The following is a 2,223-nucleotide window of genomic DNA, read 5'->3' on the forward strand; positions in this document are numbered from 1 at the left end:
CCCCCGCATTGATGGTGAGGACAGCACCTTTAGCGTCGTAGGTACCAGATAACAGCTGTTCCAACTCCCAGCGATCCAGTTCTTTATTCAGCTGAGTCAAGTTGGTTTGAGCTTCTGCAAGCAGTGCGTCATCGGTTTCTAGTTCTAGCAACTCCAAGATCGCTTTAGTGTCTTCTAAACTAGATTGCCACTGTTTATACCGTTGGAGGTTAGATTTTAGGTCGTTGAGTTGTTGAAGGGTTTGTTGAGCAAAGTTTTGGTCATCCCAAAAATCCGGTTGAGCTGCCAGCTGCTCTAAATCTTGGATTTTGGCTTTCACAGCAGCAATGTCAAAGATAGTCCTGGGTTTTACCCAGGCGCTCCGACAAGATTTCGACTGCCCGTTTCTGCTCTAAGGTTTCCATAATGCTTCAATCCTTTACAAAACTATTATAACACCACCAGGGTATATTGTTAATTTTACATTTTAACTATAGTCTACCGATAATTACCCCGATGCGATCGCCATGTCAAATCTCCTGGTAAAATTCCAATGTCCAAACGTAATTGGTAAGCATTCAGCTATCAGCCTATGGGCTACGGATGGTGCTACTTGAGGTGCTTATGGGCTATGGCCACGCTTTGGGAACAGCTTTTGAATAAGCGATGCAGAGGTGCGACCCGTGGCGAATTTAATTACGGGTCAAGCGCACCTAAGCGGTATTGGGGGTTTCCCCCACTCGCGCTTTGCATCAATACAACAGGTAAGCAAAAGTTTAATCTGAGTTACGGAAAGCTGCTAGGAATTACTAGTATTTTGCTGATGGGCTTTTCCCCATAATTTCAATTATCATTAATCTCCAACGAACTCTTAAATTATCCCGTTTTATTTTTATAGCGTTTCTTCTAGCTATGAGGTACACAGGATTTTTTACCTCTTGCCTCTTACCTGCTCCCTGCTCCGAACGCGCCCCGCTTGGCCCACGGCCTCAGTCCCTGCTCCCTAAAAGCCAGAACGAAAGTACCTCATGACTATGATAATTGCTATATTTTAAGCATGATAGCTGACAGCGGTAGGCTGAATGCTTCCCGGAATTGGACATAGTCTAAGGATAATTTACTCGATGCGATCGCCATGTCAAATCCCAATGTTAAAACGTAATTGAACATTGAATCAAATTCCCCCAAAACGTTTTAAATTAATCGAGTATAAGTTTTTAAACTGTTAATAAAAACCCAATATTCATTGATATAAAAATCGATTTGATTTACTCCAATAATCACGCTTAATACTACACAATACCTTGCTTCTTTTCTATAACATATCGATTTCAAACTTTATCATAAACTTTACCATAAATAGCGCTCACTTTTGATATTGCCATTTCCTTAGGGATTCGGAGTTCAGCAACATTTCCGTACTATCACAAAACCGCTTCAGAACAGGACTTGCCCCTATTGCTGGCCTGTAGGCAGCAATAGGGGCACAAATCAAATTTACTGGCCATGATGCTGTATTTCAGCCTCTGTTCGGGTTTATGGCTTCTATATGACGTCTAAGCTGTTGTGCATTTAAATTGCACAGCAGCAAGGCAGAAGGCAGAAGGTAAAAGAGTTTCAGGGTTTTTTTCCTATTTAATAGGTGTATAGAAAAAAATCGGGGTACAGCATTACCGTCCCCGATCAGGTTCTATCGTCTAGCACTGTCTTAGTCGCGACCATTAAGAGCAATCAGCAGCCGCAAAATGAACACGAACAAGTTAATATAGGTCAAGTACATTGACAGGGCAGCAGGTAGATACTGGTCATCACGATAGGCGCGAGGCAGGATGAAGAAATCCACTACAGCCGCACCCGCAAAAATAACCACACCGATGCCAGAGATAGCAATTTCTAGAAAGCTGGGTGTGTATACACCAAAGAAGGATAAAACTAGCTGAGCCACCAAGACCACCAGCAAGGCAATCATACCCATCTGGACGGTTTTGGCTAAAGCAAAGCCATCTTCCTCTGAGAGATTAGAGCCAATTTGACGGCCAGCCATAAAGGCAACACCACAGCCAAAGGCAGCAATGGCAATGCCTTGCATGCCCACACCCCCTGTTCCTAGGGCAACGAATATTAAGCCACTGAGGGTGTAGCCGGACAAGAGACTGTAAGTAGCTAGAAGAGGCAAAGCTACAGTGTTGTTTCCGTTCTCAGCCACACCACGGGCAACGAAGAAAAGAATAAGTTCGGCAATTA

The 2,223-nt window shown here is 43.5% G+C and carries 2 protein-coding genes and 1 pseudogene; all 3 read right to left on the reverse strand.

What is annotated here, in order from left to right:
* Nucleotides 1–404 (reverse strand): annotated as a pseudogene (locus F6K53_RS37925) (PCRF domain-containing protein); the annotation flags it as partial.
* 619 nt (nucleotides 405–1,023) lie between these two features.
* Nucleotides 1,024–1,149 carry a hypothetical protein gene (locus F6K53_RS37930; RefSeq protein WP_293071322.1) on the reverse strand — a complete coding sequence of 42 codons (126 nt, stop codon included), beginning with the start codon at nucleotides 1,147–1,149 and terminating at the stop codon, nucleotides 1,024–1,026.
* Between the two features lie 538 nt (nucleotides 1,150–1,687).
* A partial coding sequence (locus F6K53_RS37935; protein WP_293084867.1) for a Bax inhibitor-1 family protein occupies nucleotides 1,688–2,223 on the reverse strand: 536 nt, incomplete at its 5' end.

Source organism: Moorena sp. SIO4A1, from assembly GCF_010672065.1.
In the GTDB taxonomy this organism is placed as follows: Bacteria; Cyanobacteriota; Cyanobacteriia; order Cyanobacteriales; family Coleofasciculaceae; genus Moorena.